Source organism: Herpetosiphon sp. NSE202, from assembly GCF_042688385.1.
GTDB lineage: Bacteria > Chloroflexota > Chloroflexia > Chloroflexales > Herpetosiphonaceae > Herpetosiphon.
Map to the genome: position 1 here is coordinate 999,574 of NZ_JBHUPY010000001.1, position 25,659 is coordinate 1,025,232.

A 25,659-nucleotide genomic window follows, 5' to 3' on the forward strand; every position below is an offset into this window, starting at 1 on the left:
ATAGCTGTTTTCGGATTAGTTTAAAGCGGATGCGGCGCGAGCTGCATCCGTTCTGTGTGATTAAAATCTGGAGGAAACCAGTGTCCAAGCAAGATGATAAGATGCGTATTCGCAATCGTTTAATTGATCAGGCGATTACTGAGGCTGCTAATAATCAGTGGGAATCGGCAATTGAACTTAACCGCAAAGCAATTGAAATGGCCGAAGATCCAGAAACCTATAATCGTTTAGGCAAAGCTTTGCAAGAAGTAAATCGCTATAGCGAAGCACTCGAAACCTATCAAAAAACTCTGAAGCTGGCTCCAAGCAATATCATTGCCCGCCGTAACATCGATAAGCTAACGCCGTTGTTGAGCAGCGAAGGCAAAACCAACCAACGCAGCCGCGAGTTGGTCGATTTGCGCTTGTTTGTAAGCGAAACTGGCAAAACTGGGATTACAACCCTGACCAATCTTGCTAACCCAGGGCTGGTGAGCCAATTGGGCAGCGGCGAAAGCGTCGAGTTACGCCACGAAGGCCGCTTGCTGAATGTATATACCAGCGATGGCATTTTGATTGGGCGGATCGAGCCAAAATTGGCCCAACGCTTGGCCGAATTGATCGATGGCGGCAATAAATATGCCGCAGCAATTGCCCACATCGAAAATGGCCAAGTGCGGATTGTGATTCGCGAAACCTTCCAACACCCATCGCAACGCACCAAAATTTCGTTCCCTGGCAAGCTCAGCGGCGATATGGGTTCGTTCCGGCCATACGTTCGTGATTACTCGTTGCGCTACGATTTCGATGGCGATGACGACGATGAAGTTGACGAAATGGGCGAGGAAGAAGAAGAAGATCTCGATGAAATGAGCCTCGATGACGTTGATAACGACGACGGCGACGACGACGACGAATTAGGCAGCTAGTTTGGCTCACTCCCGCCCCTCATCTGCTATTGATGAGGGGTTTTTTTGATTAACCGAGGTTGCAACGATGGACGAGGTTAACCAGCTTTCAACCCTTGTGCTTTCACCGCGCTATACGCCAGATTCACAGGCCTTGTGGCGGGCGGCAATTCAACGTGGCTGGCATGTTCAGCGGCTTACTCATTGGACAGAGCCGCCACCAGTGCCGATTAATGCTCCCGTTGTGCTCTACCTAGAGGGTGGATTTGCCCACACGATCGCAGAATCGTTGGGTCTGAAGCTCCCAGAACCGCCAGATAACTGGCTACCACAACTTCCTATGCAGTATCGCCAGCGCCAGATTCAATTAACGACCATGGAAGCTGCTCAGGCTCTGCTACCAGCCTTTGTAAAACCGCCAAACGATAAACGTTTTCCAGCCAAGGTGTATATGCCAAATGACGAACTGCCTACTGGCGCGGTTGATCTTCCAGTGTTGGTAGCGGAAGTGGTGGTTTGGGAGAAGGAATTTCGCTGCTTTGTGCTTGATCGTCAATTACGTACTGCTTCGCTCTATGCGCGCTATGCTGCGCCCCAAGATGAAGCTGATTTTGCATGCACTGCCGAGGAATATGCTGAGCTTGAGCACTTTTTGCAGCGGCTTTTTGCCGATGAGTTGGTTGAACTTCCGCGTGCTGTGGTCATCGACGTTGGCGTAATTGCAGGACGCGGCTGGGCAGTGGTTAAACTTAACGCAGCCTGGGGAGCAGGCATCTATGGCTGCGATCCTGCGCAAGTGCTTGAGGTTGTGCGCTATGCAACTGAACCCTTGTGATATATGGAGCTTTACTGAAATATGGTTGGCATGAATTATACTCGATGGATTGAAGCGAATGGATTAAGGTGGTTGTGCGCCAAGCATCAGCCAATTGCGCAATTGATTCCTATCAGCGATGATTTTCCATGGCGCTATTTTCAGCTCCAGCGCTTACCAGCCTACGCCAGCTATAGTTCCATGTTTGCGCTCGAATGGGCCTTGTGCCAAGCAGATACCAATCGATCTCAGGCTTCGATTGCCCTCAAGCTGCAGGACTATATGCGCCAGTATACCTACGTTGTGTATGGTCAGCCAGGCGATTTTATTCTGTGGCGAGGATATTATGCCCACTGTGATGGCCAAACTATCTGGTTTAAGCGTGGAACTCACACGCCAATCCAAGCCTAAGCTCATTGGAAGCGTCCGCAAGATCGATGTTGCCATCGCCCGAATTGACGAGGGCCATTCATCCAGATTAACCCTGTGGTTTAGCGCTGGCTTGGCTATAGTTGGGCTATAACTTTTGATTTAAGGAATAGCCTGTGAATACACAACCAAAACGTTCGCTGTTACGGCGGATTGGGCGCTGGATGCGTTGGATTGGCCTCTTGCTTGTTGGTTTGCTGATTGGGGGCTGGTTTTTCCAACGTTGGGCCAGCCAGCGTGATCGCCAACGCTTTTTGCCTGCCGAGCAGCAAATCATGGTCAATGGCCATGCGATGCGTCTCGTTTGCTTGGGGAGTGGCAGCCCAACCATCGTGCTCGAAGCAGGTTTAGGCGATAACGCCGATGTTTGGGGCTTGGTTCAATCTGCATTGGCCGAAAGCTATCGGGTTTGTGCCTATGATCGGGTTGGCATGGGTTGGAGCGAAGCGGTCGCAGGCAAGGCCGATAGTGGCTCGGTTGCCCAAACTTTGCACGAGCTACTCAACCAAGCCAAGCTTGCAGGGCCATATGTGTTGGTTGGCCATTCTGCTGGCGGCTTGTATATCCGCGACTATGCCCAGCGCTACCCTGACGATGTGGCTGGTTTGGTGCTGGTCGATTCATCGCACGAGCAGCAGCAACAACGCCAACCAAAGCTGGCTGAAGATCCCTTTACTGTGATGAGTCAAGCAATGCAGGTGTGTGATGTGATTGCCCCCTTTGGCATTATTCGCCTACTTGGGATTTTTGACCAATCGCAAGCGACCTATGCCAAGCTGCCAGCGGCAAATCAAGCCTCGATTAGCGCCAGTTACTATCAAAATGCTACCTGTGAATCGCTCGCAGCAGCGTTGCAAGCAGTGCAGCAGGATCTGAATCAGGCCCAAGCGCCGCAATCGCTTAACGACCTGCCATTGGTTGTGCTCACCCGTGGTATGGCAGAGCCAGCAATGACCGAGGAATTTGAAAAGGTTTGGGATGAATTGCAACGCGAATTGACCCAACTTTCGAGCAATAGCCAGCAGCAAATTGCTGAACACAGCGGCCATTACATTCATCTTGATCAGCCAGAGCTTGTGATTGATGCGGTGAAATGGGTGGTGGGCCAACAAGCCAAATAGCGAGCGGCCTAGTGAGTGTGTTATGATGCAGCGCAGAATGGCCACCACAGGAGGCGCTATGCAAACGATTGGCGTTTTATACAATCCCCTTGTGCCTGCAACAGCCCAAGCAGGGGAACGAATCGCGGCTTGGTTAGGCGAACGGGGGTTAAGTGTGTGGCTAGGCACATCGCAAAGTGCCCGCGATGAGCCAGAGTTGGTCGCACCCTGCGAATTGTTGTTGGCGTTGGGCGGCGATGGCACAGTGTTAAGGGCAGCCCGAGTAGGTATCACCCACAATATGCCAATTTTGGGCGTGGCGATGGGCCACCTGAGCTTTATGGCCGAAGTAACCGAAGAATCAGTTTTTGAAGGGCTTGAAGTGTTGCTCAACGGTGGCGGTTGGTACGATCAGCGGACATTGGTACGAGCACGGGTTTTGCGCCAAGGCCAAGAAATCTACAACGATTTGGCCTTAAACGAGGTGTTGCTTTCGCGCCGTGATGTAGCGCGCGTCGTCCATGTTTCGGTTGCGATCGACGACATGCCACTGACCAGCTATCGGGCTGATGGGGTCTTGGTTTCAACCGCAACTGGTTCGACTGCCTATGCCTTAGCGGCAGGCGGGCCGGTGCTCGACCCGCGTTCCGATTCGTTGTTGTTGGTGACGGTGGCTGGCCACTTAACCAGTTTGCCAGCGCTGGTGTTGCCGCCAGCAACCAAAATTACATGGACATTGGCCCGTCATCATCCGACGATTATTAGCCTTGATGGCCAGTGGTCGTTTCCGATCGAGCCTGAGGACCAGATTGAGGTGACGCGCGCAGAAGAAATTTGCCGCTTCGCCCATGTCTATCCGCAAGCCCATTTCTATCAGACGCTTACTCAGCGTTTACGTCGTCAGTAGCCTGTTCGCTGGCGAGCCATGTTTGATAGCGCTGCAAGAGCAAGCCGCTGGTCTGGCGATAATCAGCCCACTGTTTATCCAGCGGCGTAAAGGCTTGCTCAAGCGCTTGCCATAAATTATCTGGTAATGCTGAGGTTGGTTGGAGGCGCAAACTGCCTGCAACCGCCTCGACCACTTTCATACAGCGCCGCGCAGGATGCTGCATCAACACCTCGGATAAGCGCCAACCGCGCAAGGCACTCAACAAGGTCAAGGCTGTATAGATGCCACTCGAACGCCCCATCGCATCTAACAACGAGCTAGCTGCTGGCTCGCTTTGCTGGCTTTGCCAAGTGTAGCGCCAGGCCAAACCATCGAGCGTATGCCCAATCGCCACACTCACCAACATCAAATCGCCGCTGCTGAAGGCTGGTAAGCGCGGCAAATTGCCCACAAAATCGCTTAAGGCTTGGCCAAGCACTGATGTGCCCGCCGAACGGTTTTCGGCTACTGCCCGTAATCCTCGCCAATAGCGCTGCGCTTGCTCAATATTCAAATCAAGGTACGTTAATGTGTGATGTTCAAGCATCAAAAGCCATGTAAACCAACGCCCAATCACCGCTGCCTCGCTTAGGCTGCGAAATGGCGCTAAATGGTGTAAAAGCTGGGTCGCACGGGTCACATGCTCTAAATCGGCGTGGGTATAACTGCCCATCCACGTGAGCAGCATTGGGTCAGGCAAGGCATGTTCATTCATAAGGGTGCTCCATCAATTGGCATGACTTTAGGTTGGATTATTCTTATTCCCTCACCCCCCAGCCCCCTCTCCCGTGGCGCGGGCGAGGGGGAGCAACCGTGTTTCCACCGATGAATTGCGAAAGAACCATCGGTTTAAAGCCCCTCGCCCGCGCCACGGGAGAGGGGGCTGGGGGTGAGGGGCTACATCCAATTCATGATGATAAGCATTGTGCTTGTTCCAATCAGCAGCGAAAGTTAGCATTCCATTAATCTCCTCGGCGCTAGACCTGCTATATACTACGTATAGCTTAGTTAAGGAGCCGTTATGGCAAATCGTTTAATTCATGAAACTAGCCCCTACTTGTTGCAACACGCCGAAAACCCCGTCGATTGGTATGCGTGGGGCGAAGAAGCCTTGCAACGCGCCAAACAAGATGATAAGCCAATTTTATTAAGCGTGGGTTATAGCGCCTGCCATTGGTGCCATGTGATGGCCCATGAATCGTTTGAAGACCCAGCAACCGCCGCTGTGATGAATGAATTGTTTGTCAATATCAAGGTTGATCGCGAGGAGCGGCCTGATATTGATTCGTTATATATGGCCGCTGTGCAAGCCATGACCCGCCACGGCGGCTGGCCGATGACGGTCTTTTTAACGCCCGATGGCGCGCCGTTTTATGGCGGAACCTACTTCCCGCCAGAACCACGCCACAATATGCCATCGTTTCAACAGGTCTTGCATGGCGTGGCCGAAGCCTATCGCGACCGCCGCGAAGAGGTGTTTCATAGCGCCGAGCAGATGCGCGAGCATTTGCAAGATATTTTGAGCTTTGATCTCGAAAAAGTTAAGCTCAGCAAAAGCCAGTTGAATGTTGCTGCTCAACGTCAAATGAGCCAATTCGATAGCCGTTTTGGTGGCTATGGCGGCGCGCCCAAATTTCCCCAAGCCTTGATTTTTGGCATGGTCTTGCGCACTTGGCTACGCAGCGAGGATCAAGATGCACTTAATCAAGTGACCCAAACCTTGCAAGCGATGGCCAATGGTGGCATGTACGATCAGCTTGGCGGCGGTTTTGCCCGCTATTCGGTCGATGCCCAGTGGTTGGTACCGCACTTCGAGAAGATGCTCTACGACAATGCGTTGCTCACTCAGCTGTATCTCGAAACCTACCAAGCTACCCACGAGCCGTTCTATCGCCGCATAGCCGAGGAAAGCATCGGCTATATTTTGCGCGATATGACCAGCCCTGACGGCGGTTTTTATGCAGCAGAAGATGCTGATAGCGAAGGCGAAGAAGGCAAGTTCTACGTTTGGAGCTTGGCCGAGATTCAGCAATTGCTTAGCCCTGAAGATGCAGCGCTCGCCCAATTGTATTGGAATATTCAGCCAGAAGGCAATTTCGAAGGCCATTCGATTTTGTATGTGCCGCAAGAGCCTAGCGTGGTTGCCAAAGAGCTGAGCATTAGCGAAGAAGATTTGGCTCAGCGCATCGCCGCGATTCGTGCCACGCTCTTGGCCCAGCGCAATACCCGCATTCGCCCAGGCCGCGATGAGAAAATGTTGGCTTCGTGGAATGGCATGATGTTGCGTAGTTTGGCCTTTGCGGCGAATGTTCTCGACAACGAGGAATATCGCGCGGCGGCAATTCGCAATGCAGAATTTATCACCAGCAAGCTCTATCAAGATGGCCAGCTGTATCGCTCCTACAAAGATGGCCAAGCTAAATTCAAAGGCTACCTCGAAGATTATGCGTGTGTCGCCGATGGCATGATTGCATTGTATGAGGCAACTTTTGATCTGCGCTGGTTGCAGGTGGCGATTGAATTGGCCGAAAGTATGACCGAGCGCTTCTGGGATGAAGAGCAACGCAGCTTCTTCGACACAGCCAGCGATCACGAACAATTGATTACGCGGCCTCGCGACCTCTACGACAACGCCACGCCAGCAGGCAATTCGGTGGCGGTTGATGTGTTGCTGCGGTTGGCAACCCTGCTTGATCGCTATGAATATCGCCAATATGCTGGAACTGTGTTGTCTAATTTGAGCGGCGCGTTGATTCAGTTGCCTGGTGCGTTTGGGCGCTTGCTGGCTGCCGCCGATTTTGCCTTGGCCGAGCCACGCGAGGTTGCGTTAATTGGCGATCCAGCTGATCCGCAGTTCAAGGCTTTGTTGCAAGCAACCTACCGCAATTACCAGCCCAACAAAGTTGTCGCGGCCTGCAAGCCTGATGATCACGCGGCCCAAAGCCTGATTCCGTTGTTAGCTGAGCGACCCTTGCTTAACCAACAGGCCACGGCCTATGTTTGTGTGCGGCGGGCTTGTAAATTGCCAACCAACGATCCGAATGAATTAATCAAGCAATTAGGCTAAATCGTGAGCGCAGTTTGAACTAAAACCTCGAACTGCGCTATTTTTTGAGGATGTATGCGAGACTACATTTTTCGGCTGATCGAACAATTTGGCCTGATTTGGCGCAAGATTGTGCGGTTGCGCGAGGCTGGCTCGGTCGAAGAAGCCCAAGCAACAATTAATACCGCCTATCGTGATTTATTCGATACCAATAGCCATTTCATCGATTTGCTACCCGATGAAGATTTGCTCAAGCTGATTCAATATGAAGATACGATCGATATTGATCGTTGTGCGGTGCTGGCTGCCTTGCATGTTGCCGAAGGCCAATGCTTCCAAGAACAAGCCATGATCGATGAAGCCTATCGGCGTTTTGATCGGGCTTTGCTGCTCTATGGTGCTTTGGTGCGTTCGGGCCAGAAGATTCCGCCCGAAGTGCGCGAAGCAGCCAGCGCTGGGCTTGCCGAATTGAGCAATTACGAGTTAGAGCCTGCAACTCTTGATGATGCTTGGCGCGTCTATGCAGCAGTTGGTGATTATCCCAACGCCGATGATCATCTCTGGCAGTGGCTTGAGGCCACCGAATTTGCCGAAGCCGCATGTAGCGATGCTCAGGCGTGGTATCATCAATTGCTCACCAGCAGCGATGCAAGCCTTGAGCAATTGGGCTTGCCGCGTCAGGAAATCGAGCAAAGTCTCGCCCAACTCGACGCACGCTAGCCTTGCACTCCAAGGGAGGTTTATTTCGATGAAGATTGCAATTATTGGCACCGGTTGGGGTGCTCGCGTTCAGGTGCCAGCCTTTCGTTCGGCTGGGCTGAAAATCGTGGGTATCGCCGCCCAGAATTATGAAAAAACGCAGCGCGAAGCTGCCACTTTGGATGTTGAAGCCTTTGAAAACTGGCGTGATCTGCTGAGCAGCGATGCCGATTTGATTTCGATTGTGACTCCGCCTGGAACGCACTGCGAAATGAGTGTGGCCGCGTTGCAGGCTGGCAAGCATGTGTTGTGCGAAAAACCAACCGCGCTCAACCAGCTTGAGGCTCAAACCATGCTCGAAGCAGCCCAAGCCCATCCTGAGCAATTAAGTTTGATCGATCATGAACTGCGCTTTTTGCCGATTTTTCAAATGGCGCGGGCGTTGATTAATGATAATGCGATTGGCCAAATTCGCCATGTTAATAGCAGCGTGATCTTCTCATCACGCGCCGACCCACAACGGCCTTGGAATTGGTGGAGCGATAAAGAGCAAGCTGGTGGCGCGTGGGGCGCAATTGGCTCACATCAAATTGATATGCTGCGCTGGCTGTGTGGCGATTTTAGCTCGATTCGGGCCAGTTTACACACCTTTGTTGGCGAGCGCCCGCTTGATGATCAGCTCTTGCCAGTTACCAGCGATGATTTTGCCACCGCCCAAGTGCGCTTGGTCAATGGTGGTTTTGCTTCAGTGATGATTAGCGGCGTGGCAGCTTTGAACGAAAACGACCGCATGATCATCCATGGCGAACATGGCGCGATCAAAATTGAAGGTGCGCGTTTGTGGCACGCCGAGCGCGATGGCGAATGGCAAGAGCGCACGCCCGCCCACACCGTGGCAATTCCAAGTGAGATCAGCGGCAACTTTCCGGTGGGAACGGTCTATCTTGGCCATGCCTTGAAGGCCTACAGCCGTGGGCAGCACGATGCTTTAGCGCAAGCAGCAACCTTTGCTGATGGCTTGCTGACCCAAACTTTGCTCGATGCTGCCCATCGCTCCGACGAAAACGATGGCGGCTGGATTTCGATTTAGGTTATTCCCTCACCCCCCAACCCCCTCTCCTACTGCACGCGGGCGAGGGGGAGCACCCGTTTTCACCACGCAATGCGGCAGAACCACGGGATTAAAGCCCCTCGCCCGCCACGTGGGAGAGGGGTTGGGGTGAGGGGATCTAAACCTACCCTTGAAAGCCAGCCCCCTCTTCTCACGGAAATGTGGGCGAGACTACTTCTCTAAGACCTAGAAATCATTGCAGAACCACCAACCAAAAAGCCCCTCGCCCGCGCCACGTGAGAGGGGTTGGGGTGAGGTGATCTTCAGCTTACTAAGCTTTTGTCCAATGCAGGCTGGGCAAATCGCGCAGGCGTTGGGCGGCGGTTTCCGCGGTCAAATCGCGCTGGGCTTGGGCCAACATCTCGTAGCCAACCATAAATTTGCGCACCGTGGCTGAGCGCAACAATGGCGGATAGATATGCGCATGGACTACGTGATGAGCATAATCCTCGCCATCGCAGGGCGCATTGTGCCAGCCAAATGTATAGGGAAACGAGGTCTGAAAGAGGTTATCGTAGCGAATTAATGTATGGCTGAGCAAATCGGCAAGACTATCGCGTTCAGCGTCGCTTAATTCGGCCAAGGTGCTGACAGCGCGGCGGGGCAAGAGCATGGTCTCATAGGGCCAAACTGCCCAAAATGGCACAACTGCCGCCCAATGCTCGTTGGCATACACCACCCGTTCATTCCGTTCTAATTCATGCTCGACATAATCAAGAAGGAGTGGTTGTTGATGTTGGGCGAAGTAGGCTTTTTGGCTGCGCTGCTCGCTGGCCACAATCGTTGGAATACTTTCGTTGGCCCAAATTTGGCCGTGCGGGTGCGGATTGCTCGCGCCCATGGCTGCGCCACGATTTTCGAAAATCTCGACATGCTTGATCCAATCAATCGCTGCTAATTCGCTAAATTGGCTGGCCCATAAATCGACGACCAAGCGAATATCGGGAATCTCCATTTCGGCCAAGGTTAAATCGTGGCGGGGCGAGAAGCAGATAACCCGACAAATGCCGCGCTCGCTGTGGGCTTGAAACAATCCATCATCAAGCGTTGCGCTAGGACTATCGGGTAGCAAAGCTGCAAAATCGTTGGGGAAAACGAACGTGCTGGCATAGGTTGGGTTGATCTCGCCATTGGCGCGGGTTACGCCAGGGCACAAATAACATGCCGGATCAAAGGCTGGGCGCTGATCAGGAATGACTTTTTCAACTTGACCCTGCCATGGGCGGGCGGTGCGATGCGGCGAAACTAAGACCCATTCATCAGTAAGTGGGTTGTAACGACGATGTGGGGTATCACTGAGACTCATTGGGTTGCTCCTAAATGACTAAGGGTAATGCTCGGCGTAGCCCTGCATATTCCACACTTGGCCAAGCAGGATCAACCGAGATCACTTCGACCCCAGTGGCAGTTCGCAGAATGGTATCTTCGATTTTTACTCCAGCCAAACTTGGGTTCCATGCCATTGCCGTGTTGGCTTCGATAATTGTTGGCTCACCTAGGCGGGCTACAACTTCGCGCGATTGATAGCCAGTTGTGCCGCCTTGATGCAAACGCTGCATTTGTTCAACCACGCCACGTTGGCTGTAGGCCGCAACTGCTGCTTCGTAAACTGCGCCAACCGTGCTGCCAACTTGGGCCGCCGCGATGATATCCGCTTCGATGGCAATCACCTGTTCGTAGCTTGCGCGCTCGGCAGCGCTTTCTGGCCGAAAGTGCACATAGCGGCTGAGGTTGGCATACAAGCCAGCTTGGCGCGCGCATACCACTAGCATTGCGCGTTGGCCTAATGGCTCGTGGGTTGCAGGCAAGTGGCCATACAAGGGCAAGCGCCGTTCGCCACCAACCAAGGTCAAGGCTGGATGAATGCCATGGCTCCAAAGCTCAGCAGCGGCGGCTCCTGCCAATTGAAATTCAGTCCAATCGGGCTTGGCGGCGCTGAGCACCTTGGTCATAATTTGGGCGGTGGTGCGGCCAAGCGCCTGATAGCGCGCAATTTCCTCGGGCACTAAGCGCAATTTGGCGGCGATTAACTCGGGCGGTAGCGCAACCTCGCCTTGAGCCGGCCGATCTGAGGCCACCAAAGTAGCCTTGCTCCACTCGCGCACTGCCTGGTTGCGTTGCTGCGGCGTGGCCCAGTTACTGGCCCAAAGTTGATATTCAGCTGGGATGCCTTGGTCGCGCAAGCGATCAACTTCAACTGAATCGGTGACGATAAATGCCTGATCGGCAGTAATCACGACCTCAGCAATTCCCGTTTCAGCGGTCAAAATAACCACGTTATCGAGTCCAGCAGTGGCCCAAGCAAACCAATCTACGCCACGCAAACGCACAGCGCCATATTTATAGCGGGCAATTGCTGCCCGAACATATGCCAGTTTATTCGCTATTTCGCTCATCGCCCAATATCCTTGTCTAGTTGCGATTATTGATACCGTATAGCATACACGAGGCACAGGGCGCGCATGTGCAAAATTTGTAACGGGATTATGCGCTTTGCAACACGTCGGCAATAATGCTGGCGGCCTCGGCACATTGATCGCGATTAACATCAACGTGGGTCACTGCGCGCAATCGGCCTTTGAATGGCACGATCAATACCCCAGCTTGCCGTAAGCGTTCGGTCAATTGTTCTGGCGTAAAGCTGCTATCGCGTAAGCCAAACACAATAATGTTGGTTTGCACCGAAGCCAAATCCAGCTCGATTTGGGGCAATTGGCTCAGCGCTTCGGCCAACATTTTGGCATTCACATGGTCATCAATCAAGCGTTCGCGGCCCTCGTTAAGCGCAATCAATCCAGCTGCGGCAACCACGCCGACTTGGCGCATTCCCCCGCCCAGCATTTTGCGCCAGCGATGCACCTTTTTGATAAACTCCGCCGAACCAGCCACCAGCGAGCCAATTGGTGCACCCAAGCCCTTCGATAAGCAGAATTGTACGCTATCGACATGCTGGGTAATTGTGCTTGCTGGCACGCCGAGCGCTACCGCCGCATTGAACACCCGTGCGCCATCCATATGCACTGGCAAGCCTTGGCTGCTCGCCCATTGACGCACGTTGGCCAAATACTCTAATGAGAGCACCGTGCCTCCACAGCGATTGTGGCTATTTTCCAAACAGACCACGCCTGCCTGAGCAGCGTGGGCATCGTAGGCAGGTCGCACTGCCAGATTCAGCGCCGCCAAATCGAGCTCGCCTTGGGCATTAGTTGGAATCGGATGAAACACCAAGCCACCCAAGGCCGACGCACCGCCCGCCTCATAATGATAAATATGCGATTCATCGCCAAGCAACAGCTCTTGCCCACGCCCAGCATGGGCCAAAAGCGCCGCCAAATTACCCATCGTGCCGCTTGGCACAAAGATCGCCGCCTCTTTGCCCACCACCTCGGCGGCATAGCGCTGCAATTGATTGACCGTTGGATCATCGCCAAACACGTCGTCGCCAACTTCTGCATGATGCATGGCCTCACGCATGGCCAAACTGGGCTTGGTTACGGTATCGCTGCGCAAATCGATCATTATCAACTCCTTAGAATGCTCGCGCGGGTTGCGGCAAAATCACCAAATAATTATATCAAAAGCTTGCGGGAACAAATTGCAAGCCGCTGGCGTTGAGTATACAGAAACCAAATAAGCACAGCGTAGCCCAAGCCGGAATGGTGCTGAACTCTGCTTATAGCGTTTACTTAATTCACTTGCTACTATGAGGAATGGATAATGAACACGCGAAATTCAATCATCGGTTGGTCATTGGCACTGTTGTTGATTGTTGGGTTTGGGATTGCCTCATTGGTGATTTTGCCCCGTGGCAGTGCTGCCCAAACCGATACTTCAAACCGCAAACGGATTTCAGTTACTGGCCGTGGCGAAGTTAAAGTTACTCCCGATATTGCCTATGTGACGATTGGTGTGAACACCAACGCAGCAGATGCCAAAAGCGCTTTGAACGATAACAATGCCAAAATGAATGCCTTGATCGAACAATTGAAGGCCGCAGGCATTGCCGAAGCCGATATTCAAACCACCAACCTGAACATCTCACCAAGCTATGATTACTCTGGCAACACGCCGGTGTTGAAGGGCTACGATGTTAACAACAGCGTGCGGGTCAAAGTTTCGGTTAGTGATGCTGGCGGCTTGTTGGATAAAGTGGTGGAAGTTGGCGCAAACAACATTTCAGGCTTGAGCTTCGACGTTGCTGACCCAGCTAAATCATTGGAAGCAGCTCGCCAAGCAGCAATCAAAGATGCTCAATTGCGCGCCGAACAATACGCTGCTGTGAGCAACGCCCAAGTTGGCGAAGTGTTGGTCATTAGCGAAACCGTTACCCCAGTAACCTATCCTGTTGCCTTTGAGCAATCACGCGATATGGCCGCTGGCAGTGGCGCACCAATCCAACCTGGCCAACAAAGCCAAGTTATCGAAGTTCAGGTTATCTTCGAACTCAAATAACCTAGTTTCAACGCTAGCTTGAAGGCTGGGCTTGCTCAAGGATTATGCTTGAGCAAGCTCTTTTTTGTGTTGTACATTAGTTGTTTATTCCCTCACCCCCAACCCCCTCTCCCACTGAACGCGGGCGAGGGGGAGCACCCGTTTTTACCAACAAATTGCGCAAGAATCACCGTGTTAAAGCCCCTCGCCCGCGCCACGGGAGAGGGGTTGGGGTGAGGGAATCTAAACTTGGCGAATCTCGATGACTGGTGGATGCTCCAAGGTGGCGTGAACTGTGCAATGTTGTGCCGCTCGTAGCACTGCCGCTTGGCGGGCTTCGGTTAATGCTGCTGGCAAGCTGACCTCAATTGCATAGCGATCGATGCGGCGTGGCTCGCTGCCAAAACTCCAACGAATAATCAAACTCGTGCCAGTTAAATCAAGCTCAGCGGTTTCTGCATAGCGCTCCATCACGGCGGCAGTGCAGCCAACCAACGCCGCAGCCTGCAATTGCACAGGGTTTAAATCGGCGGGATAGCCAAACGCTTGACCATCGAAGATTAAATCGAGTTGATTGGGTTGTGTAACAAAAATGCGCATAACGTACCTTTGATCAAAATGGATTCAGACGTGTATGAGGGATGTATGTCACGTATTCGTAGCTTAGCATTAATTGGGTTAATTGCCAGCTTGGCTGGTTGTGCGAACACAGCCACCGAGCCAACCACTGCGCCAACCAATCAACCAACCAGCCAGCCGACCGCCACCCTTGCCGCCGTCGCGACACCGACAATCGGCGAGGTTGAGCCACGTTTGGTATTTGTGACCAATCAGCCGAATCAAATGACAATAATGCTGGCAGCGATTGATGGTAGCGAAGCGAAACCACTCAATTCTGATTTTCCACGGGCAATGGACCCAGCGTTCTCGCCTGCTGGCAACGAATTGGCGTTTGCGGTGCAAGATAGCGATGGCTTCAACATTTATATTAGTTCCGTTGATGGCAGCAATTTGGTGCAAGTCACCAGCGAAGCTGGCGACGATCAAAGCCCAAGTTGGTCGCCTGACGGCCAGCAGTTGGTCTTTCAATCCAATCGTTCGGGCAACGATGAGATTTATCGGGTCAATCGCGATGGCAGTAATTTGGTGCAACTCACCAATGATCCAGCCCAAGATGGCATGCCAAGTTGGGCTCCTGATGGCAGCGTGATTGCATTTAGCTCAGCGCGTGGGTTTAGCAATGAAGAATCATCAGGCCGCGAATTGTATTTGATTCAGCCTGATGGCCAAGCCTTGCAACAATTGACCAAAGCACGGGGCCGTGCCCAAAACCCAAGTTGGTCGCCTGATAGTCAACAACTGGTGTATGTGTTTTTTGAGAGTGCAATTGTGGGCGGCGATATTGCTGGCAACACGATTTATACGATCAAGCGGGATGGCAGTGAAGCCAAGTTACTCCAATCCAATGCCTTCGATCCGCAATGGCTTGATCAGCAAATTGCCTTTACAACCTACGATGAGCAAACTTTTCATACTGCGCTGCGTATATTGGATTTGAATACCATGCAAGTCAGTGTACCGCTGACAATGCCAGAAATTGATCTGATGCAGCCAGTTTTCAATCGCTAAATCGGATTAGTTATGGCTACTGAGTTGTACGAAAGGATCGAGCGGATGCACATATCACACTGCCCAATCTGCCAATCGGATAACATTATTCCGAATGCAACCTTTCATGAGGGGGCTAGCCGCAATGCGCGCTCATTGGTGACAGTCTATGAGAATCCCAAGGCTTTTTTCGCGCAGGGCATAGTTACGAAATCGGTGAATTGCTTCGTTTGTGGCAATTGTGGTTATATTATGCTGCACGCTGAAGATCCACAAGTGCTGTGGAAAGCCTATCAGGTTCAGCAAAACAGTTAATTCCGATCCACGAAGGGCACGAAGAGCACGAAGCAAGCAAACGTTCGTATAGCTTCGTGCTCTTCGTGGATCAATTTTCAAGTGCTAAATCAAAATTAGTTATCGCTGTTGAGTTGCAAGAAAGGATCGAGAAGATGGCCAGATCACACTGCCCAAGCTGCCAATCGGATAACATTATTCCGAATGCGATTATCCATGAGCTAGACAGTGATCTTAAACGACTGATGGTGACGGTTTACAGCAAACCTGAAGCCTTATTGCTGAAAAAACCAGTTGATGCTTGGGTGAAATGTGCAGTGTGTGGCAATTGTGGCCATATTATACTGCGCGTGGAAGATCCGCAAGCGCTGTGGGAAGCATATCAAGCGCAGAAAAACAGTTAATTCCGATCCACGAAGAGCACGAAGCAAGGACGCTTTGGTGCTCTTCGTAGATCAATGGTTAAATAATCAGCATGGCATCGCCAAACGAGAAGAAGCGATATTCGTGTTGAACCGCCTCTGCATAGGCATGCATAATCTGTTCGCGGCTGGCTAAGGCACTCACCAAGAGCAATAAGGTTGATTTGGGCAGGTGGAAATTGGTAATTAAACTATTCACCACCCGATACTCATATGGCGGGTAGATGTAGATATTGCTCCAGCCAGAAGCTGGCTGAATTTCGCCAGCATGCAAGCTTAACCCTTGGGCTTGCGCTACGGTTTCGACCACTCGCGTGCTGGTTGTGCCAACCGTGATAATTCGCCCACCTGCGGCGCGGGTTGCATTGATTGCTTGAGCGGTTTCTGCAGAAAGCTCATACCACTCGCTATGAATTTGATGATCCAGCGCATTTTCAGTTTGTACAGGCCGAAAGGTATCTAAGCCAACGTGCAGGGTAACGCTCGCCCAGCCAACACCTTGGGCTTTAACCTGCTCGATCAGCGCTGGTGTCCAGTGTAAGCCAGCGGTTGGCGCAGCAGCCGAGCCTGCTTGAGCGCTATACACCGTTTGATAACGCTCTGGATCACTCAGCGGGGCCGTGATGTAGGGCGGGGTTGGCATTGAGCCAAGTTCTGGCAAGCGCTGATTAATTGGCTGCTCAAAGCAGACAATGCGGCTGCCACTTTCGAGCAACGCTTCGACTGTTGCTTCGGCCTGTGCGCCGCTATGGCCAGTGATGAGCAAACGGCTGCCAATTGCAACTTTGCCTTTGATCAGCGTTTCCCAACGTTGGGGATCGCGTTGTTTAAGCAGTAGCAACTCGGTTTTGCCACCGCTAGCTTTTTGGCCATACAAACGGGCTGGCAAGACGCGGCTATCGTTGGCAACCAACAGATCTCCATGCCGCAAATAGCGCCCAATCTCATAAAAATGGCGATGCTCAAGCTGGCCAGTGGCGCGATCGAGCACCAACAAGCGCGAGTGGTCGCGTGGCTCAACCGGGGTTTGGGCGATCCGTTCTGGTGGTAAGTGATAATCAAAATCGGCAATTGGTAGCATGATCGTAGGCTATAGGCTATGGGCAATAGGCTATAGATAAAGGGTTATCGTTACAGAATCCATAGCTTACCATAGAAAAAGGATGAAGGATGAAGTATGAGGGATGAAGTTAAGAAATAGAGCAAAGAACATAAGAAAAGGATGAAGGATGAAGTATGAGGGATGAAACAAAAGGCAAAAAGCAAAAGTCAAAAGTCAGAAGTCAGAAGTCAGAAGGCAGAAGGCAGAAGCCTAATCCTAAACATCTGTGTCAATCTGTGGCTAAAAACGTCCTTCGCGGATCAATGTTAACGCAGAGGCGCAGAGAACCAATGGCTGTTGGCTTTTGGCTATGGGAACATACTCTGTGGAATCTGGGGCTAAAAGTAGCCTTTGTGATATTCGCGATCTTCGCGGTTTCAATCCTTTGTGTTTTTTGTGCCCTTCGTGGCTCAATCGCTACTATGTTCTATGCTCTATGTTCTATGCTCTTTATTAAAAGCAGTATGCTATAATGACGCAGATACACCACCAAGATAAGGAATATCCATACAACTATGGAACCAGAAATTTTAGCTCGTCTCGCTCGTGTCGAGGCGCGATATATCGAACTCAATGATGAAATGACGCAGCCAGATGTGCTCAGCGACCATGTACGTCTAACCACTTTGGCTCGCGAACAAACCGAACTCGGCGAGTTGGTTGGTCGCTATCGTGAGTTTCTGCAGGCGGAAAAAGCGCTCGAAGAATCCAAAGCCATGCTGCGCGAGGAGAATGATCCTGAGTTACGCGAAATGGCCCAAATGGACATCGAAGAACTTTCAGCCCGCATGGAAGCAATTGGAGCCGAAGTTCGGATTTTGTTGTTGCCGCGCGACCCTAACGACGAAAAGAACGTGATCATCGAAATTCGCCAAGGCGAAGGTGGCGATGAAGCAGCCTTGTTTAGCGCCGATGTGTACCGCATGTATCAACGCTACGCTGAAACTCGGGGCTGGAAAACCGAACTTATGTCGTTGAGTGAAAACGGCATTGGTGGCTTCAAAGAAGTTATTTTTGAAGTACAAGGCCAAGGCGCTTGGAGCCGCCTCAAATACGAGGGTGGTGTGCATCGCGTTCAGCGCGTGCCTGCAACCGAAGCTCGCGGTCGCATTCACACCAGCACCATCACCGTGGCCGTTTTGCCAGAGGTCGAAGAAACTGCGGTTGAAATTAAGCAAGAAGATTATCGTATCGACGTATATCGCTCAGGCGGTCACGGCGGCCAAGGCGTGAACACCACCGACTCGGCAGTGCGGATCGTCTACAAAGCCGGCACGCCAGATGAAATTGTGGTTGTTTGTCAAGATACTCGTTCGCAGATTAAGAATCGCGAAAGTGCCTTGAACGTGTTGCGCGCCCGCTTATATGCCCGTGAACAAGAAAAACGCCAAAAAGAGCTTGGCGAATCACGCTTGGCCCAAGTTGGCAGCGGCGAACGGGCCGAAAAAATGCGCACCTACAACTACCCGCAAGACCGAATTACCGATCATCGGATTGGCCAAAACATCTCTAACCTGCCTGTTGTGCTTGATGGAGCGCTAGATCGGTTGATCGACGCACTGGTTACTTACGACAACGCCGAACGGCTTAAGGCATTGGGTATGGGAGCCTAGGAGTTTGTTGCATGCACTCGCCGCTTGCTGAATTTATTCGACGCATGCCCAAATGTGAGCTTCACGTTCACCTCGAAGGCTCAATTACCCCTAAAACGTTGTTGGAGCTAGCGACGAAAAATGCTATTAGCCTGCCTGCTAATGATTTGGCGGGCGTTGAGCGCATGTTTCAATATGAACATTTCTTGGGCTTTTTAGATGTCTATCGCACCTGTGCCCGTTGTTTGATCCATGGTGAGGATTTTGAACGGGTTGCCTATGAGTTGGCCATCGATTTGGCCCAGCAACAGGTGCGTTATGCAGAAGTAATGCTATCGCCTGCTCAGCACATGCAGCGCAACATGGATTTCGATGAGATTCTTGGTGGTGTTGCTGCTGGTTTTGCCCGTGCTGAGCGCGAGACAGGTATTATTTGTCGGCCTGCCTTCGATTTTGGCCGTCAGTTTAGCCTTGATCAAGCGCTGCGAGCGGTCGAGTTGGCCCAAGCTGGCATGAAGTATGGCGTGGTTGCCTTTTCGATTGGCGGCGATGAGGCCAATTATCCACCTGAGCCATTTGTCGAAGTTTTTGCCTTAGCCAAAGCGGTGGGCCTGCACGTCATGGCCCATGCTGGCGAGGTTGCCGGAGCCAATAGTGTGCGCGGTGCGGTCGAAATGCTCGGCGTGGATCGGATTGGCCATGGCTTTCGCGTGCTTGAAGATGCAGAATTGACCGAATTTTTGGCGCGCCGTGGCGATATAACCTTCGATGTCTGCCCAACCAGTAATATTCGCACTGGCGTGGTTGCCTCGTTTGAGCAACACCCCCTGCGTCAGATGCTCGATGCTGGTTTGCCAATAACCCTCAACTCCGATGATCCGGTGTTGTTCAATACCAGCGTGACAGGCGAGTATTTGCTGGCCGCCGAACGCTTTGATTTTGCGCTTACTGATATTTGCAAAGTTGCGCTCCAAAGCGCCAAAGCCTCGTTTTTGCCCGCCGAACAGCGCCAGCAATTGCTGATCGAGTTTGAGCAGCAGCAAGCAACCTTGCGCCGTGAATTAGGTCTCTAGCAGAACAGAGAACAGAGAACATAGAACATAGGGATTAGGCTATAGGCTGATGGCTTTTGGCTATGGGAACATAAGCCTCCGAATATGTGGTAAACAATAATTATTCGTGGAATTCGTGGCGAAAAATAATTTTTGTGCGCTCTATGCTTTATGTTCTATGTTCTATGCTCTATGTGTACTGGTAAATTGGATTAGCAACACGTAGCATTCCCTCACCCCCCAACCCCCTCTCCCACGAAAACGCGGGCGAGGGGGAGCCGTCGTTTTGACGAAGAATCGGGGCACAACCATGGAATCAAAGCCCCTCGCCCGCCGCGTGGGAGAGGGGTGGGGGTGAGGGGATCAAGCCGTGGTAAATCCAATGAACCAGTACATCTATGCTTTATGTTCTATGTTCTATGCTCTATGTTCTGCGTGTGCTTCGTGGATCAAAACAAATGGGGCTGGACGGACGAACCGATCCCCAGCCCCTGAACCCCGACCCCTCCTCCCCAACCCCTCGCCTAGAAAGTCGCCAAGCGTTCGCGTAAGGTTGTGGCGGCTAGCTCTTGGGCAGCCAAGGCTTCACGCTCTTTTTGCACAACTTCGGGCTTAGCTTTGGCTACAAAGTTCTCGTTAGAAAGCTTGCTGCGGCGGCGCTCGACATCGGCCTCGACCCGTTCAAGCTCCTTGTTGAGCCGTTCGCGTTCGGCGGCCAAATCGACCATTCCCGCCAAAGGCAAAACCACTTCTGCTGGCGAAATAACCAAACTGGTGGCTTTTTCTGGGCGCTCACTCAAGCTTTCGCTAATGATTAATTTATCGGGAGCGATCCGCGCCAAACGGCTGATGATCGCAGCTTGTTCGTTGAGCATGGCGCTTGCAGAGCCACCAGCAATCAAGGCTTCGATCCATTTGACTGCTTCCACGCCGGTTTCGGTACGCACGTTGCGCACGCCACGAATGATATTTTGCACTAATTCCCAATCACGTTCTGCTTGCTCGTTGAGCATTGCTGAATCGATCAACGGATATTCGGCGATGATCAAGGCGGCTGGGGTTGGCGTAGTTTGCTCGCTGTTATGCAGTTTTTGCCAAGCGGCCTCGCTGACAAACGGCATAAATGGGTGCAGCAAGCGCAAGGTGCCTTCTAACACACTATAAAGCGTTTGGCGGGTACGCAATTGCTGCTGCTCGTCGCCAGTGTCAATTTGAATTTTGGCAGTTTCAATGTACCAATCGGCAAATTCATCCCAGAAAAAGGTTTGGATTTGGCGACCAGCTTCGCCCAAATTGAAACTATTCATCAAGCGCTCAACATCGCCCGCCAAGCGATTGAACCGCGAGAGAATCCAGCGATCTGCCACGGTGTAGGCTTCAGCGTTCAAGCTTTCGGCGTTAATTTTGCTCTCGGCAGTGCGTGGCAAATCGCCTAATTTTGAAATCACAAAGCGGGTTGCATTCCAAATTTTGTTAGCAAACGAACGCGCCGAATCCAAACGAGTTGGTTGCAAGGCAAAATCTTGGCCTGGCGTTGATGAGGTGGCGAAGGTAAAACGCAGCGCATCAGTGCCATATTGATCAATCAAATCGAGTGGATCGACCTGATTGCCCAACGATTTGGACATCTTGCGGCCATGTTCATCGCGCACTAGCCCATGCAAGTAGACCCATTCAAATGGCTCTTTGCCAGTAAGATACATGCCCAACATCATCATGCGCGCGACCCAGAAAAACAGAATGTCGTAGCCCGTTTCGAGCAACGTGTTTGGGTAAAATTGCTTGAAATCGGGATTTTCAACGTCGGGCCAGCCCAAAATGCTAAATGGCCACAAGCCCGATGAGAACCACGTATCAAGCACATCTTCGTCTTGGCGTAGCTCAACAACTTGACCATAATGTTCGGTTGCGGCAGCCATGGCATCGGCAGCGTTCAACTCGACAAACATCTGGTTGTCGGGGCCGTACCAAACTGGAATCCGATGGCCCCACCAGAGTTGGCGGCTAATACACCAATCTTGAATGTTTTCCATCCAGTGGAAATAGATTTTGTTGAAGCGTTCGGGCACGATTTTGGTGCGGCCTTCGCGCACGGCAGCCATGGCAGGCTCAGCCAAGGGTTGCGTTTTAACAAACCATTGAGTGCTGATCAACGGCTCGACGATGGTATCGCAGCGCTCGCAGCGCCCAATCTTCATCAAGTGGGGCTTGGTTTCGACCAGATTGCCAGTTTCGGTCAAATCGGCGACCAAGCGCTTGCGGGCCTCAAAACGGTCGAGGCCAGCATAGCTGCCACCTTCAGCATTGATCGTTGCATCAAGATTCAGCATATTGAGAATTGGCAAGCTATGGCGTTGGCCAACGATATAGTCGTTTGGATCGTGGCCTGGCGTAATTTTGAGCGCCCCAGTGCCAAACTCGCGCTCAACATAGGTATCGGCGATAATGGGAATTTGGCGACCCAAGGCTGGCAGCACCACAAATTTGCCCACCAAATCGGCGTAGCGCTCATCGTCGGGATGCACGGCTACCGCCACGTCGGCGAGTAAGGTTTCTGGGCGGGTTGTGGCGATTGTAATTGATTGATCGCCTTCGCTAATGCGCCATTCGGTATCGTTCAAATCGCTGGCAACTTTATAGCGAATATGCCACAAATTGCCTTGCTCTTGCTCATCGCGATAGACCACTTCAAGATCGGAGATTGCAGAGAGACAGCGGGGACACCAGTTGACCAAGCGCGTGCCGCGATAGATCAAGCCATCGTCGTACAAACGCTTGAAGGCTACGACGACCGCTTGCGACAAGCCTTCATCGAGCGTGAAGCGTTCGCGCTGCCAATCGACCGATGAACCAAGGCGGCGAATTTGGCTGGTGATTGTTGAGTGCGAACGGCCCTTCCATTCCCAGACTGCATCGAGAAAATCCTCGCGGCCAAGGTCGTGACGGGTTTTGCCGACCTTCGCCAGTTGTTTTTCAACCACGTTTTGGGTGGCGATGCCAGCGTGGTCGGTGCCAGGAACCCACAAAGTTGGTTGGCCGAGCATCCGATGCCAGCGGGTCAAAATATCCTCGATGGTGTTGGTCAAGCCGTGGCCAGTGTGCAGCACGCCAGTCACGTTGGGCGGCGGAATCGCAATCACAAACGGATCTTTGCCATTGGTCTCGGTTGGCTTGAAATAGCCCGCCGATTCCCACCATTTGTATAGATGTTCCTCGACCTTAGCGGCTTCGTAGGCTTGGCCGAGATCGGCTCCAGCTAAAGCCCGTGCTAAATGCTCATTTAACGTCATGGTTCAAACCTCAAACTAGAAATTAATTAGGACAGCGTAAGTTTACGCATTCTGGGCCACGAGCGATATGCTCGCTGAAAAATGTATTAACTGCATCGAGATTCGCATTATCGCGCAGCATCAAGCGATATTCCCACGCGGTCACTGCCACTGTTGCATCCATATTCATTCGCAAGCGGAAAATAGTATGATCATTGCGCTGGTAGAGCGTATTGAACGTTGCTTCTAATTGAATAAGCTCTGAAGGCGTAATTAGTTGCGGATTATAAAAAATAATCACGCCGCCGTGTTCGAGATTATGCACAAGTGCTTCATCCTGAACATCATAAAAATGATAGCCCCAATCAGCAGGATACGCTGCATGATAGCCAGATGTTGGCGGCAAACTTTTATAGTTGACACTTTCACTAGTATGGTATGGCGGATCAACTGCCGGAATATATTCACCCAACCACATTTGATCGAATTCGGGCTTTGCTGTTTTAATGGGTGGCTGTTGATTAAATGTTGCCAAGCTAAATGCTGGTATAACTTCAACTCTAGCCACTTCTGTATCTTTCCAAATGCTAGGATAGACTAATGTTTTATTATTACGATTTGTTTCTAAATCAGATTCACCAATAATATCGATAAAATCGGAGCCAGCACCAATAATGGTGTTATCTTTGTCATAAAGCAATATTGATACAAATGTTGATGTAATAAGGTCTGTGCTAGCAGTTGCAACAATATTATAGACAACGTACGTATTACCTCGTGCTTCTAAATTATCAGGAGGATAATTTATGCCATTTGTAGTCATAATATCGAGCTTTGGCTTTGGAATAGCTTGCTCAAAGATTATTGGATAGCCCTTGCCTAGGCTAATTTCGACGCTTTTGGCACGAAATTTCATTCCGGTAAATACGCCATCGGTCACGACAATTTTTTGCTTGGGCAGCAATAATTCAATTGTATTGGTATTTTTTAGCACTTTATTCGATTGACTGGTTAATGTCATCGTATAGGGAACGTTGTATAAGGCTTGATCGCTGGGATTTTCAATTTCAAAATAGACCATTGCCTGATCGGTCATTGGCATTTGGCCAACGCCAGAACGCACGATATTTAGGGCAACCTCAACTTGCTGCGGCTCTGCATTGGCAGCAGATTTGTCGCTAGCCTGCAATAAAGGCCAAAGTTGCAGGCCAAGCAGAATCAACAGCCCAATGCCACACAAACTTGCCCCAAGCAGCATCAGCGTTTTAGGCAACGAACGCGGCTGTTTAGCCGTTGTTGGCGGACTCAAGCGCAGGGTTGGCAGATCCGCGTTATCAGTATTTGGCACAAGCTCGGTCGTTGGTTGTGATGAATAAAGCGGCGTTGTTTTAATCTCGCTTGCTACGAGCTGCGGCCTGGGCTGCGCATCGGCAAGCGGGATGGTTTTTTTGCTATTGGCATGCATTGCTTGGCTTGCACTTGGCACTGGTTGAGGCATTGCTTCAGCATCGGCCAGCGGGATGGTCTTTTTGGCGATCGACAAGATGCGGCGCTCGGGATTTGGCGTTGGCTCGGCGCTTGGTTGGCTTGCCAAGGGCGTAATTGCTGGCGCTGTTGCATCAATGGCTGCAATCCGGCGCATACATTCAGCCTGTTGCGCCGGATCGGTCACGATTGTGGCTAAAATGCGCCAAGCCTCGCGCTCGTGAGGATTTTGGCGAATAACCCCAGCCAGCAGCTGTTTGGCGCGCTGATGATCGTTTTGAGTTAAAGCTTGGGCAACTGAATGCTGCCAATTGGGTGCTTCCATCACATTCCCTCGTTGAATGGTTGCCGCTAAAAACAAAAACCCCACGCCCAACAAGGACGAGAGGAAACTCGTGGTACCACCTTGATTATGTTGCCGCAGCAACATCACTCATGAGCGCGATAACGGGCGCACCCGAACCAACTTACTGAAATTCAGTTGATCGACTTCCAAGCCACGTTCAATTATTGCTCAACCGAGGGTGCTTTCAGCCGCCGACACCCAATCTCTGGCGGGAACCAATAATTTACTCATCTTGTTCAACGTCATTTGCGATTGCTCAAATAATAGCCACGCTTGCGCGTTGTGTCAAGCGCGAGCTTTGCGACAATTTTGCGACAGGTTCGTGATACTCCGGTAACACTTGCGAGCTATGCTAAAGCCAATCTCAAGGAGGCTTTATGCAACACTTAACTATTGCCACAATCAGCATCGCTAGTCGTCGCGCACTGCTGCATAGCTTAATTTCAGCCAACCCAGCCTATGAATTAGTTGCCGATATTACCCATGCTGAGGCCTTGCACTTGTTGCCGAACCTTCAGCCCGATGTCGTGATTATTGATGCAGCTATGTTGAATATTAATCCTTTGGCAGCGCTCAAAAGCTTAAATCAATGGCTAACCTGCCCTGCCAGCTTGGTTTTGAGCAATGGCTCACGCAACGAACAACAACTTTGGCTCGATCTAGGGGCGCATGCGCTTGCCCGCCTCGAACAGCCAGAAACGATTGCTCAAGCCTTGGCTGAATTAGCTCGCCAAGCTCAGCTCCAAGCAGCGTAATACCGAGGGATCGGGCATCAGGGATGAGGGACTAGGGGCGGGGATCAGGGAGTAAAAAGGCTATAGGCTATTGGCCCCTAGCGACATGCCCTCACCCCCCAACCCCCTCTCCCACGAAAACGCGGGCGAGGGGGAGCCGACTATTTTTCGTCAAGGAATTGCGGGAGAACCAGCGCGTTAAAGCCCCTCGCCCGCGCCACGGGAGAGGGGTTGGGGTGAGGGGATCAGGCTGTGGTTAACGTGCTGAACTATTCCATATAGCCATCAGCCTTACTTGCTCTGCGCCTCT

22 protein-coding genes and 1 other annotated feature are annotated in these 25,659 nt (G+C 51.7%); of the genes, 14 read left to right on the forward strand and 8 right to left on the reverse strand.

The window, feature by feature from the left end:
- Positions 1-80: 80 nt before the first annotated feature.
- From ACFMKP_RS04320 to ACFMKP_RS04340, 5 genes are all read left to right on the forward strand, one after another.
- A complete protein-coding gene (locus ACFMKP_RS04320; RefSeq protein WP_382289381.1) occupies positions 81-908 on the forward strand; it encodes a tetratricopeptide repeat protein in 828 nt (275 codons plus the stop codon).
- A 67-nt stretch (positions 909-975) separates the two neighbouring features.
- Positions 976-1,722 carry an ATP-grasp domain-containing protein gene (locus tag ACFMKP_RS04325; RefSeq protein ID WP_382289383.1) on the forward strand — a complete coding sequence of 249 codons (747 nt, stop codon included), beginning with the start codon at positions 976-978 and terminating at the stop codon, positions 1,720-1,722.
- A 30-nt stretch (positions 1,723-1,752) separates the two neighbouring features.
- Positions 1,753-2,112, forward strand: a complete 360-nt coding sequence (locus tag ACFMKP_RS04330) for a hypothetical protein (RefSeq protein ID WP_382289385.1) — start codon at positions 1,753-1,755, stop codon at positions 2,110-2,112.
- A gap of 134 nt (positions 2,113-2,246) precedes the next feature.
- On the forward strand, positions 2,247-3,251 hold the full coding sequence (locus ACFMKP_RS04335) for an alpha/beta fold hydrolase (protein WP_382289387.1): 1,005 nt from the start codon (positions 2,247-2,249) through the stop codon (positions 3,249-3,251).
- A 58-nt stretch (positions 3,252-3,309) separates the two neighbouring features.
- Positions 3,310-4,137, forward strand: coding sequence for an NAD(+)/NADH kinase (locus ACFMKP_RS04340; RefSeq protein WP_382289389.1), 828 nt, complete (start codon positions 3,310-3,312; stop codon positions 4,135-4,137).
- On the opposite strand, the gene ACFMKP_RS04345 is transcribed toward ACFMKP_RS04340, so the two are convergent.
- On the reverse strand, positions 4,112-4,873 hold the full coding sequence (locus ACFMKP_RS04345; protein WP_382289391.1) for a hypothetical protein: 762 nt from the start codon (positions 4,871-4,873) through the stop codon (positions 4,112-4,114). The genes ACFMKP_RS04340 and ACFMKP_RS04345 overlap by 26 nt on opposite strands.
- Before the next feature lie 306 nt (positions 4,874-5,179).
- Here ACFMKP_RS04345 and ACFMKP_RS04350 point away from each other — a divergent pair, with 306 nt between their 5' ends.
- Genes ACFMKP_RS04350 through ACFMKP_RS04360 form a run of 3 tightly spaced genes read left to right on the forward strand, consistent with a single transcriptional unit; the run spans position 5,180 to position 8,993 of the window.
- Positions 5,180-7,225, forward strand: a complete 2,046-nt coding sequence (locus tag ACFMKP_RS04350) for a thioredoxin domain-containing protein (RefSeq protein ID WP_382289393.1) — start codon at positions 5,180-5,182, stop codon at positions 7,223-7,225.
- A 54-nt stretch (positions 7,226-7,279) separates the two neighbouring features.
- Complete coding sequence (locus ACFMKP_RS04355; protein ID WP_382289395.1) at positions 7,280-7,924, forward strand: DUF6483 family protein; 645 nt, start codon at positions 7,280-7,282, stop codon at positions 7,922-7,924.
- Positions 7,925-7,952: 28 nt separating this feature from the next.
- A complete protein-coding gene (locus ACFMKP_RS04360) occupies positions 7,953-8,993 on the forward strand; it encodes a Gfo/Idh/MocA family protein (RefSeq protein WP_110515361.1) in 1,041 nt (346 codons plus the stop codon).
- Between the two features lie 292 nt (positions 8,994-9,285).
- Here ACFMKP_RS04360 and ACFMKP_RS04365 read toward each other — a convergent pair whose 3' ends face one another.
- The 3 genes from ACFMKP_RS04365 to ltaE all read right to left on the reverse strand — a co-directional run bounded on the left by ACFMKP_RS04365 (position 9,286) and on the right by ltaE (position 12,533).
- Entirely contained in the window at positions 9,286-10,320 is a 1,035-nt protein-coding gene (locus ACFMKP_RS04365) for a UDP-glucose--hexose-1-phosphate uridylyltransferase (RefSeq protein ID WP_382289398.1), read from the reverse strand.
- Positions 10,321-10,330: 10 nt separating this feature from the next.
- Positions 10,331-11,410 (reverse strand): M24 family metallopeptidase, encoded by a 1,080-nt coding sequence (locus ACFMKP_RS04370; protein WP_382289400.1) that lies wholly within the window; start codon positions 11,408-11,410, stop codon positions 10,331-10,333.
- 88 nt (positions 11,411-11,498) lie between these two features.
- Positions 11,499-12,533: a low-specificity L-threonine aldolase gene (gene ltaE, locus ACFMKP_RS04375; RefSeq protein WP_382289402.1), complete on the reverse strand. Its 1,035-nt coding sequence runs from the start codon at positions 12,531-12,533 to the stop codon at positions 11,499-11,501.
- A gap of 198 nt (positions 12,534-12,731) precedes the next feature.
- On the opposite strand from ltaE, the gene ACFMKP_RS04380 reads away from it, so the two are divergent.
- Complete coding sequence (locus tag ACFMKP_RS04380; protein WP_382289404.1) at positions 12,732-13,466, forward strand: SIMPL domain-containing protein; 735 nt, start codon at positions 12,732-12,734, stop codon at positions 13,464-13,466.
- Between the two features lie 222 nt (positions 13,467-13,688).
- Here ACFMKP_RS04380 and ACFMKP_RS04385 read toward each other — a convergent pair whose 3' ends face one another.
- Positions 13,689-14,045 carry an OsmC family protein gene (locus ACFMKP_RS04385; RefSeq protein ID WP_382289406.1) on the reverse strand — a complete coding sequence of 119 codons (357 nt, stop codon included), beginning with the start codon at positions 14,043-14,045 and terminating at the stop codon, positions 13,689-13,691.
- A gap of 45 nt (positions 14,046-14,090) precedes the next feature.
- Here ACFMKP_RS04385 and ACFMKP_RS04390 point away from each other — a divergent pair, with 45 nt between their 5' ends.
- Positions 14,091-15,074 carry a TolB family protein gene (locus tag ACFMKP_RS04390; RefSeq protein ID WP_382289408.1) on the forward strand — a complete coding sequence of 328 codons (984 nt, stop codon included), beginning with the start codon at positions 14,091-14,093 and terminating at the stop codon, positions 15,072-15,074.
- Positions 15,075-15,334: 260 nt separating this feature from the next.
- Complete coding sequence (locus ACFMKP_RS04395) at positions 15,335-15,751, forward strand: hypothetical protein (protein WP_382289410.1); 417 nt, start codon at positions 15,335-15,337, stop codon at positions 15,749-15,751.
- Positions 15,752-15,809: 58 nt separating this feature from the next.
- On the opposite strand, the gene queA is transcribed toward ACFMKP_RS04395, so the two are convergent.
- Complete coding sequence (gene queA / locus ACFMKP_RS04400) at positions 15,810-16,850, reverse strand: tRNA preQ1(34) S-adenosylmethionine ribosyltransferase-isomerase QueA (RefSeq protein ID WP_382289412.1); 1,041 nt, start codon at positions 16,848-16,850, stop codon at positions 15,810-15,812.
- 548 nt (positions 16,851-17,398) lie between these two features.
- On the opposite strand from queA, the gene prfA reads away from it, so the two are divergent.
- Positions 17,399-18,484, forward strand: a complete 1,086-nt coding sequence (gene prfA, locus ACFMKP_RS04405) for a peptide chain release factor 1 (protein ID WP_382289435.1) — start codon at positions 17,399-17,401, stop codon at positions 18,482-18,484.
- A gap of 11 nt (positions 18,485-18,495) precedes the next feature.
- Positions 18,496-19,536: an adenosine deaminase gene (gene add / locus ACFMKP_RS04410; RefSeq protein ID WP_382289414.1), complete on the forward strand. Its 1,041-nt coding sequence runs from the start codon at positions 18,496-18,498 to the stop codon at positions 19,534-19,536.
- Positions 19,537-20,039: 503 nt separating this feature from the next.
- On the opposite strand, the gene ACFMKP_RS04415 is transcribed toward add, so the two are convergent.
- A complete protein-coding gene (locus ACFMKP_RS04415; RefSeq protein ID WP_382289416.1) occupies positions 20,040-22,805 on the reverse strand; it encodes a valine--tRNA ligase in 2,766 nt (921 codons plus the stop codon).
- A gap of 22 nt (positions 22,806-22,827) precedes the next feature.
- Complete coding sequence (locus ACFMKP_RS04420; RefSeq protein ID WP_382289418.1) at positions 22,828-24,594, reverse strand: DUF3105 domain-containing protein; 1,767 nt, start codon at positions 24,592-24,594, stop codon at positions 22,828-22,830.
- A gap of 49 nt (positions 24,595-24,643) precedes the next feature.
- Positions 24,644-24,864 (reverse strand) — a binding site (T-box leader).
- 128 nt (positions 24,865-24,992) lie between these two features.
- On the opposite strand from ACFMKP_RS04420, the gene ACFMKP_RS04425 reads away from it, so the two are divergent.
- Positions 24,993-25,370 carry a hypothetical protein gene (locus tag ACFMKP_RS04425; RefSeq protein ID WP_382289420.1) on the forward strand — a complete coding sequence of 126 codons (378 nt, stop codon included), beginning with the start codon at positions 24,993-24,995 and terminating at the stop codon, positions 25,368-25,370.
- Positions 25,371-25,659 lie beyond the last annotated feature (289 nt).

Excerpts from the sequence above, each read along its gene's own strand:
- ACFMKP_RS04325 (WP_382289383.1), top strand. The coding sequence starts at position 976 with ATGGACGAGGTTAACCAGCTTTCAACCCTTGTGCTTTCACCGCGCTAT.
- ACFMKP_RS04330 (WP_382289385.1), top strand. The coding sequence starts at position 1,753 with ATGAATTATACTCGATGGATTGAAGCGAATGGATTAAGGTGGTTGTGC.
- ACFMKP_RS04340 (WP_382289389.1), top strand. The coding sequence starts at position 3,310 with ATGCAAACGATTGGCGTTTTATACAATCCCCTTGTGCCTGCAACAGCC.
- ACFMKP_RS04345 (WP_382289391.1), bottom strand. The coding sequence starts at position 4,873 with ATGAATGAACATGCCTTGCCTGACCCAATGCTGCTCACGTGGATGGGC.
- ACFMKP_RS04350 (WP_382289393.1), top strand. The coding sequence starts at position 5,180 with ATGGCAAATCGTTTAATTCATGAAACTAGCCCCTACTTGTTGCAACAC.
- ACFMKP_RS04355 (WP_382289395.1), top strand. The coding sequence starts at position 7,280 with ATGCGAGACTACATTTTTCGGCTGATCGAACAATTTGGCCTGATTTGG.
- ACFMKP_RS04360 (WP_110515361.1), top strand. The coding sequence starts at position 7,953 with ATGAAGATTGCAATTATTGGCACCGGTTGGGGTGCTCGCGTTCAGGTG.
- ACFMKP_RS04365 (WP_382289398.1), bottom strand. The coding sequence starts at position 10,320 with ATGAGTCTCAGTGATACCCCACATCGTCGTTACAACCCACTTACTGAT.
- ACFMKP_RS04370 (WP_382289400.1), bottom strand. The coding sequence starts at position 11,410 with ATGAGCGAAATAGCGAATAAACTGGCATATGTTCGGGCAGCAATTGCC.
- ltaE (WP_382289402.1), bottom strand. The coding sequence starts at position 12,533 with ATGATCGATTTGCGCAGCGATACCGTAACCAAGCCCAGTTTGGCCATG.
- ACFMKP_RS04380 (WP_382289404.1), top strand. The coding sequence starts at position 12,732 with ATGAACACGCGAAATTCAATCATCGGTTGGTCATTGGCACTGTTGTTG.
- ACFMKP_RS04385 (WP_382289406.1), bottom strand. The coding sequence starts at position 14,045 with ATGCGCATTTTTGTTACACAACCCAATCAACTCGATTTAATCTTCGAT.
- ACFMKP_RS04390 (WP_382289408.1), top strand. The coding sequence starts at position 14,091 with ATGTCACGTATTCGTAGCTTAGCATTAATTGGGTTAATTGCCAGCTTG.
- queA (WP_382289412.1), bottom strand. The coding sequence starts at position 16,850 with ATGCTACCAATTGCCGATTTTGATTATCACTTACCACCAGAACGGATC.
- add (WP_382289414.1), top strand. The coding sequence starts at position 18,496 with ATGCACTCGCCGCTTGCTGAATTTATTCGACGCATGCCCAAATGTGAG.
- ACFMKP_RS04415 (WP_382289416.1), bottom strand. The coding sequence starts at position 22,805 with ATGACGTTAAATGAGCATTTAGCACGGGCTTTAGCTGGAGCCGATCTC.
- ACFMKP_RS04420 (WP_382289418.1), bottom strand. The coding sequence starts at position 24,594 with ATGGAAGCACCCAATTGGCAGCATTCAGTTGCCCAAGCTTTAACTCAA.
- ACFMKP_RS04425 (WP_382289420.1), top strand. The coding sequence starts at position 24,993 with ATGCAACACTTAACTATTGCCACAATCAGCATCGCTAGTCGTCGCGCA.